This window comes from Maritimimonas sp. 2210JD6-3 (assembly GCF_056591795.1).
Window position 1 is genome coordinate 1 of the sequence record NZ_JBWQOJ010000061.1, and the last position, 7,896, is coordinate 7,896.

Sequence of the window (7,896 nt, forward strand, 5' to 3'; positions counted from 1 at the left end):
AGAATTAATTAACTTGCCAATACGTCGGAAAATCCTGCGGATTTTATAAGGTTCAGTTTCCTTTTCCTAAATTAGTTGTTTAAAAAACGTAACAAACCATATCAACAACGATAAGCAAAATATACATTTTTCAACATAAAAAAACCTGAGCAAAACTCAGGTTTTAATTATTTAAAAATAGTGTTTACTACTTTAGCGTCTTTTTAACAGCTACTTCTTGATATGCCTCAATTACATCTAATTCTTTGATGTCATTATAATTTTTAATTTGCATACCACAGTCATACCCTTTCGATACTTCTTTCACATCATCTTTAAAGCGTTTTAAAGAAGCCAATTCACCATCAAATACTACCACACCTTCGCGAATAATTCTAATCTTAGAATTTCTAAAAATCTTACCATCGGTAACCATACAACCTGCAATGGTACCCACCTTAGAAATTTTATACGTCTCTCTAATTTCAGCATTACCCGTAATCTCTTCTTTCATTTCTGGAGAGAGCATCCCTTCCATTGCATCTTTCACATCATTAATTACATTATAAATAATCGAGTAATTTCTGATATCAATCTCTTCCTTATCTGCTAACGAACGTGCATTCGAAGAAGGTCTTACATTGAATCCGATAATAATCGCATCAGAAGCAGAGGCTAAGAGTACATCAGATTCTGTTATGGCACCAACACCTTTATGAATGATATTTACTTGAATTTCTTCTGTAGATAATTTCTGTAAAGAATCTGTTAAAGCCTCAACCGAACCATCAACATCACCTTTAAGAATGATATTCAATTCTTTAAAATCACCTAATGCGATTCTTCTTCCAATCTCATCAAGTGTAATATGACGTTGTGTTCTAACAGACTGCTCACGTTGCAACTGGTCTCTCTTGGCAGCTATTTGTTTTGCTTCACGCTCATCATCCATCACATTGAACTTATCACCTGCTTGCGGTGCACCGTCTAATCCTAAAATAGATACTGGCGTTGAAGGTCCTGCCACATCAAGATTCTTACCACGCTCATTATGCATGGCTTTTACTTTACCGCTATTTTTACCTGCTAATAAGTAATCACCAATTTTTAGTGTACCCGATTCAACAAGTATTGTAGTAACATATCCTTTACCTTTATCTAATAAAGCTTCTACCACAGTACCCACGGCATTCTTGTTAGGGTTTGCTTTTAATTCTAATAATTCTGCTTCAAGCAATACCTTCTCTAGTAATTCATCAACGCCTTGTCCTGTCTTAGCTGAAACATCATGTGATTGTACTTTACCACCCCAATCTTCTACTAATAAATTCATCGCTGCCAATTCTTCTTTTACTTTGTCAGGATTGGCATCTGGTTTATCAACTTTGTTTATCGCAAAAACAATAGGTACGCCAGCCGCTTGCGCATGGCTAATCGCTTCTTTTGTTTGTGGCATGATTGAATCATCTGCAGCAATTACAATAATTACAAGATCGGTAACCTGGGCACCACGTGCACGCATCGCAGTAAAGGCTTCGTGACCTGGTGTATCTAAAAATGTTATTTTTTGACCGTCTTTAAGCTCTACAGCATAAGCACCGATGTGCTGGGTAATACCTCCCGATTCACCACCAATAACATTGGCATTACGAATATAATCTAGTAATGATGTTTTACCGTGATCTACGTGACCCATTACGGTAACTATAGGCGCTCTTGCTACTAAATCTTCTTCTCTGTCTTCAACCTCTTCAATAGCTTCTTCTACCTCGGCACTTACAAACTCAACTTCGTAACCAAACTCTTCAGCAACAATTGTTAATGTCTCAGCATCTAAACGCTGATTCATGGTCACCATCATTCCTAGGGACATACACGCCGAAATAATATTGGTAACAGGAACATCCATCATGGTAGCTACTTCACTTACTGTAACAAATTCTGTAACTTTAAGTGTTTTACTTTCTGCTTCTTGCTGTTGCATTTCTGCTTCAGACTGTTGTCTATGCGCGTCTCTTTTCTCTCTTCTATATTTCGCCCCTTTACCTTTCTTAGACTTTCCTTGCAGTTTTTCTAAGGTCTCGCGAACTTGCTTTTGAATTTCTTCTTCTGTAGGCTCTTCTTTTACAACATTTTGCCTACCTCTTCCAGCATTATTTCCTCTATTGTTATTATTACCTCTGTAGTTGTTACCACCTCGGTTACTTCCACCGCGTTGCCCATTACCTTGATTAAAATTAGTGGGTTTACTTATGCGACGTCTTTTTTTCTTATTATCATCATTAGCCTTATCGGTAGTAGCTGGCTTCTTTTCTTCTTTCTTCTTTTTCGGCTTTTCGAATTGTTTTAAATCAATTTTCTCACCTACTTGTTTTGGTCCAGAAAGCTTTTTATACTGTGTTTTAATTTTTTCTGGTTCGCCGTTCTCAACTGATCTAGATTCCTCTTTTTTCTCTTCTTTTGTAGGAGTTTTATCTTCTGCAACTGGCTTTTCTACTTCTTTAACTTCTTCTTTTGGAGCAACTTTTTCTTCAGCTTTTGCTACTGGTTTTTTACCAGCGTCTAAATCTATTTTTCCAACGGTTTTTAAACCCGATAATTTTTCTGACTCAGGCTTAAAAATTTCTTTTTTAGCCTCTTCAGCTAACCGTTTCTTTTCTAATTCTTTTTCTTGAGCAATACGAAGTGCTTCTTTTTCCTTACGCTTTTCTTCACCTACTTCACGCGAAGCAACTTTTTTACTTTTATCAGTTTGAAATTCATCTAAGAGCACATTGTATATTTCATCAGAAATCTTAGTTGTAGGGCGTGCCTCAACGTCATATCCTTTATCAGATAAATGTTCGATTGCTCGATCTAATGAAATATTTAATTCTCTTAGTACTTTATTTAGCCTTAATGTAGCCATATAAAAATTTTGTATTTACTCTTTTAATTCTCTCAATTTGAAAGCATTCAGAAAAAGATTACTGCTTTTTCTTAAACCTACATATTATATTTTTCAAAAATTAATCTTCAAACTCTTCACGTAAAATACGCTGAACATCAATAATTGTTTCTTCTTCAAGATCAGTTCTTTTAACCAAATCTTCTACTTCAATATCTAAGACACTTTTAGCTGTATCTAAGCCTATTTTTTTAAGCTCTTCAATAACCCAAGCTTCTATTTCATCAGAAAATTCTGTCAATTCTACATCTTCATCTTCAATACCTTCACGTTGTACATCTAACTCATATCCCGTTAGCTGACTTGCTAAACGTATGTTTACACCACCTTTACCAATAGCTTTTGATACTTCTTCGGGCTTTAAATATACATCAACTCTAGGTTTTTCACCTTCAGCTGCTTCTTTAATTTCCATCGAAACTACTTTAGCAGGACTTAAAGCACGTGCAATAAAAATCTTATCGTTCTTGGTAAAATTAATTACATCGATATTTTCATTGCCTAATTCACGTACGATACCATGAATACGAGATCCTTTCATACCTACACAAGCTCCTACTGGATCGATTCTATCATCATATGAATCAACCGCTACTTTAGCTTTCTCACCCGGAATACGTGCAACACGTTCTATTGTGATTAATCCATCAAACACCTCAGGTATCTCTTGCTCAAATAATTTTGTTAAGAAATCTGGTGATGTTCTAGACATGATAATTGCAGGCTTATTACCTCGTAATTCTACCGATTTAATAATACCACGTACAGATTCTCCTTTACGGAAATAATCTGATCTGATTTGCTCACTTTTTGGTAAGATAATCTCATTACCTTCATCATCTAACAAAATAACCGCATTGTGACGTATATGATGTACTTCAGCACTGTAAATCTCTCCTTCTAAATCTTTAAATTGTTTAAAGATATTTGTATTGTCATGTTCATGAATCTTAGAAATTAAATTCTGGCGTAAGGCTAAGATTGCTCTTCTCCCTAAGTCAATTAATTTTACTTCTTCAGAAACATCTTCACCTACTTCAAAATCAGGCTCGATTTTACGTGCCTCAGATAAAGAAATCTCTTCATTTTCATCTTCTATTTCGCCATCTTCTACAACAATTCTATTTCTCCAAATTTCTAAATCTCCTTTATCAGGGTTTATAATAATATCGAAATTTTCATCAGAGCCATACTTTCTTTTTAATGCAGCTCTAAACACGTCTTCGAGTATCGCCATTAGGGTAACCCTATCAATACTTTTATCTTCTTTAAATTCTGAAAAAGATTCAATTAACGCGATGTTTTCCATTTCACTCTTAAATTAAAAAATTATCTTCACTTTTGCTTCTTTAATATCTTGGTAAGTAATTGTAGCATTCTTTACAACTGTTACTTTACCTTTACCAACAGGTTTTGGCTCTCTGGTTTTCCATTGGAGCTTTATCTCATCTTGTGAGGCTTCGATCAATTCACCTTCAAATTTTTCTTCATCCGTTTTTACCTTAAGTGTACGGCCAATATTCTTTTTATATTGACGGTAATTAACTAATGGCGATGCAGCTCCTGGCGTGGTTACTTCTAAAGAAAAATCTTCGTTCTCTCTATCTAAATTATGCTCTACATGTCGGCTTATTCTTATACACTCGCTTAATGGAACTCCGTTGTCACCATCGACCGTAATAGTTATTTTATTTCCAGAAGAAATTCTAAAATCTATCAAGAATAACGCAGTGTTTTCTTGTAAAGCTTCATCGACTAATTTTCGTACTACTTCTTGGTTCATTTTTGGTATAAAAAGAGGGGACTTTTAGTCCCCTCCAAATTCTTAAAACCTGCTATTTCGCTGCAAATATACAAACTTATTTAGAATTTACAAGTCTTAATATTTAACATATTTTAGTATCTTTATAAAAACTAACTTAAAATCATCTTCTTATGAATAAAATTTTGGTGCCTACTGATTTTTCTCAAGAATCAATTTATGCATGTAAAGCAGCTGCCAGTATTGCCAAAAAAACGAATAGCGAAATTATATTACTCCATTTGTTTGATGTACCTGCAGGTACTGTAGATCAATATAGTGGTGGTGGTGGGTCTAGTGGTGCAAAAACCATTGAATATATGCGAGGTGTAAGTCATAAATTTGCAGAGTTTATGGCATTTCCGTTTTTTGATGGCATTAAAATACATGAGTCGGTAAAATCTAATAAAGCATACGAAGGTGTTATAGAAGAAAGCAAAGCCAAAAACGTAGATCTTATTGTTATGGGATCGCAAGGCGTAACGGGGCTTGAAGAAATGTTGGTTGGGTCTAATACCGAAAAAGTAGTAAGGCATTCCCAAATTCCTGTTTTAGTTGTAAAGCAAGATATTCATGATGATTTTAATGTAGTGGATATGGTTTTTGCGTCAGATTTTAGTGATGAAAGTAAAACTACCTTCCCGAATGTGATTGAATATGCAACGATTTTCGATGCTAAACTTCACTTACTTTTTATAAATACGGTTTCTAATTTTAAATCTACCAAAGCCATTAGAGAGCGTATTCAATTATTTATTGATAGTTATGATTATAAAAACTATACGGTAAACATTTATAGTGATAAGACTGTAGAAGAAGGTATTCTTAATTTTTCGGCAGAAAATGATGCCGATATTATCGCCATCAATACACATAATCGTAGTGGATTAATGCAACTTTTTAGTAGTCATATTGGTCAAGATTTGACTAATCACGCTTTACGACCCGTTTTAACTTTTAAGATAAAATAAAATGTAAATATTTAGAAGTTAATTATAAAAATTATTTAAGTCTATTCAGCATTAAAGAGTACATAAGTTGTATTAATCTTTTTTATGATAAAAATCGGCAATCTTAACTTGCAAGATATTAATAATAATATCCTCATCATTTTTACTATTAAGTTTTAAATCATAATAAGAAGGTAATAATTGTTTAATTAAATGTTTTGTCTTCTCTTTAAGTTCCTTATTACTCTCAATTTTATCTATTAACTCTAAACTCTTAATCATTTCTCTATGTGAATTTAATCTAGATTCTTCAATTTTTAATTCATTTTCTTGATAAGCATTTTTATTATTAGCTATTTCAGCTTCTTTTAAGCGCTCTTTTACTGCGATATACTTGGTATAAATTTTTTCATCCAGCTTTCGAGCGTCAATTAAAAGTTTCGAAAATGCTAGTCTAAAATCTTTATTAAAATCATTTTCAATGTCCTTATAACTATAAAGTTTATCTAGGTAAAAAACTACATCCCTCTTGAAGGTTTTTAAATCCGTTTCATCCTCATTATTTTGAATAAAAATTTCTCTAAAATCGATTTTAAACTTTTCGGGAATATTTATAAAAATAGAATCGCGGCTAAATTTTTTTAAAGCCTCAACATGCTGACTCTCAATCCCTTCAAAATTATAATCTCTATACTTAATTTTTAAGGAATTATTATCAGTTTTTTTCTCTTCCCTTATTTTTCTTTTCTTTTTTGGATCAAATAATCCAAAATTGTAATTATATCCAAATGTTACTGTTAGTTCATTTAGACTTGGTGTATTTAAACTATTTTTAATAAGATACACAGCACTTAATAAAAAATTATGTCGCTGTAATAAGCTATAAGTCAAATTACCTCGAATATTCATAATATTCGATCTTATTCCTCTGTTTTTAGCGTTACTATAATAAAACCTAAGTCCTGTATTTAACTTATCATTTAAAATTCGCTTTGTAAAAGCCAGCATCGGACCCCATGTCACCGCATCTTCTCTTCCGATCGTGTTAAGTGTAAAGTTACCTCCTATTCTTATATTCAGTTTCCTTTGAGGGAAACCAAGTGCATATGAGCTATTTATATTATGAAATGTTGAAGCATTACCGATTCGTACGATACCTCCTTGCTCATTAGCAACATCATTAAAAGAATAGTTAAAATTTATACTTTGTGTATTCTCTTTAGCTTTCTTAAGAAAATAATTAATATTTAGATTAGCTGCTTGTGATAATTGCCTGTAATCTAAGGTATCTGTTACATTATCTAAATTGGTATTATCATTGATAAGATCAAATTGATCTAATTTAATATTCGTATACGTTTGAAAATTCGAATATGAGCCCGAAATATTTAATCTATCAGAAACATTAAAAGTCGCATTAACAGCCCCCACTATTCTACTGGTAGCATTTGATTTTTGATTTTCTAAATCGTCTCTTTGAAACCCTACATTAATTCTTAAGTTCAATTTATCATTAAAAAAAGGGTTTGAAGCATTTAACGTAATGTTTTCAATATCATTATTAAAATAGTAAGCTCCTAATGTTTGATAACCAGGTGAAATTCTTTCATATCCTAAACCCAATGCAGTTTTTTCTATTTGATAATTTATCTCACTTTTCAATGCATAAAACCTCTCCGTAGAAGTATGCTCGTTTATAATAAAATTAGTAGCGATTTCTTGAGCTCTAAGATCATTCGTCATAACAGAATTTGCATATTCGGCTCTTAAAGATAAATTCGATGTAATCTTAAACATTCCTTCGACACTAATTGCCAAGTTTTCTTTTGGTGTAATGTTTCTATCGTCTGCAATAATCTCGATAGAATTAATATCATCTTTTGCATAAAACCCAGTAACACCAAATGCAAATCGATCTATTTCGTATAATGCTTTTACACCGTATCCCATTCTTTTAAATGCTGGAATTGTCAATTCATTATCATCTTGTTCGGTAGCTTTTAGCAATCTACCTCCCATAAAACTAACCTTTAGGGATCTACCAGGCGATACATCAAAGCCAGCTCCAGTAAATTGATGTCCTCCTAATGTATATGGTGAAAAATTCATAGAAACATCTCCAATATGGGCGGTTATCCATTTGTATTTTGGATGAATACTCAATCTGTTTAGATTAAATGGAAGTTGATAGTCTAGTTGAGAACCTTGATTAGAGTAGT

At 32.8% G+C, this 7,896-nt stretch carries 5 protein-coding genes; 1 reads left to right on the top strand and 4 read right to left on the bottom strand.

Features of this window, described 5'->3' with window-relative positions; translation table 11 throughout:
• Nucleotides 1–187: 187 nt before the first annotated feature.
• The 3 genes from infB to rimP form a co-directional block, all read right to left on the bottom strand.
• The gene (gene infB, locus AC1EUY_RS15675) at nt 188–2,887 is read right to left on the bottom strand and encodes a translation initiation factor IF-2 (protein ID WP_480196497.1); all 2,700 of its coding nucleotides are present in this window, start codon (nt 2,885–2,887) and stop codon (nt 188–190) included.
• A 100-nt stretch (nt 2,888–2,987) separates the two neighbouring features.
• Nucleotides 2,988–4,235, bottom strand: coding sequence for a transcription termination factor NusA (nusA, locus tag AC1EUY_RS15680; protein ID WP_480196498.1), 1,248 nt, complete (start codon nt 4,233–4,235; stop codon nt 2,988–2,990).
• A gap of 12 nt (nt 4,236–4,247) precedes the next feature.
• Nucleotides 4,248–4,709 carry a ribosome assembly cofactor RimP gene (rimP, locus tag AC1EUY_RS15685; RefSeq protein ID WP_480196499.1) on the bottom strand — a complete coding sequence of 154 codons (462 nt, stop codon included), beginning with the start codon at nt 4,707–4,709 and terminating at the stop codon, nt 4,248–4,250.
• Nucleotides 4,710–4,861: 152 nt separating this feature from the next.
• Here rimP and AC1EUY_RS15690 point away from each other — a divergent pair, with 152 nt between their 5' ends.
• Nucleotides 4,862–5,698, top strand: a complete 837-nt coding sequence (locus AC1EUY_RS15690; protein WP_480196500.1) for a universal stress protein — start codon at nt 4,862–4,864, stop codon at nt 5,696–5,698.
• Nucleotides 5,699–5,770: 72 nt separating this feature from the next.
• Here the strand turns inward: AC1EUY_RS15690 and AC1EUY_RS15695 are convergent.
• Nucleotides 5,771–7,896 (bottom strand): TonB-dependent receptor (locus AC1EUY_RS15695; RefSeq protein WP_480196501.1); only part of this gene is annotated, 2,126 nt, incomplete at its 5' end.

What these genes read in the sequence shown, in the direction of transcription:
- infB (WP_480196497.1), bottom strand. Translation starts at nt 2,887, where the DNA reads ATGGCTACATTAAGGCTAAATAAAGTACTAAGAGAATTAAATATTTCA.
- nusA (WP_480196498.1), bottom strand. Translation starts at nt 4,235, where the DNA reads ATGGAAAACATCGCGTTAATTGAATCTTTTTCAGAATTTAAAGAAGAT.
- rimP (WP_480196499.1), bottom strand. Translation starts at nt 4,709, where the DNA reads ATGAACCAAGAAGTAGTACGAAAATTAGTCGATGAAGCTTTACAAGAA.
- AC1EUY_RS15690 (WP_480196500.1), top strand. Translation starts at nt 4,862, where the DNA reads ATGAATAAAATTTTGGTGCCTACTGATTTTTCTCAAGAATCAATTTAT.